This is a genomic window from Hymenobacter roseosalivarius DSM 11622, assembly GCF_900176135.1.
GTDB lineage: Bacteria > Bacteroidota > Bacteroidia > Cytophagales > Hymenobacteraceae > Hymenobacter > Hymenobacter roseosalivarius.
Map to the genome: position 1 here is coordinate 1 of NZ_FWWW01000119.1, position 526 is coordinate 526.

1 protein-coding gene is annotated in these 526 nt (G+C 54.8%); it reads left to right on the forward strand.

Annotated elements, in window-relative coordinates:
• Positions 1-526 (forward strand): HAMP domain-containing protein (locus B9A24_RS21140; RefSeq protein ID WP_159452132.1); only part of this gene is annotated, 526 nt, incomplete at both ends.

Sequence of the window (526 nt, forward strand, 5' to 3'; positions counted from 1 at the left end):
AGCCACGGCCGTAGCCCGCGGCGACCTGAGCCAGAAGATGACAGTGAATGTGAAGGGGGAAATTTTGGAGTTGAAGAACATTCTGAACCAGATGGTGGACTCACTGAACATCTTTGGTGATGAAGTAACCCGTGTGGCTCGCGAAGTAGGTACGGAAGGCAAGCTTGGGGGGCAAGCCAACGTACCACGCGTTGGTGGTACCTGGAAGGAACTCACCGACAACGTAAACACGATGGCCGCCAACCTAACCTTACAGGTGCGCGACATTGCCAACGTAGCCACGGCCGTAGCCAAAGGCGACCTGACCCAAAAAATAGTAGTTGATGTCAAAGGCGAGCTGCTGGATTTGAAGGACAACATCAACCGCATGGTGGACTCCTTGAACATCTTCGCTGGCGAGGTAACCCGTGTGGCACGAGAGGTAGGTACCGAAGGTATTCTGGGTGGACAAGCTAACGTGCCCAGCGTCAGCGGTACCTGGAAGGACCTGACGGACAACGTAAATACGATGGCCTCGAACCTGACG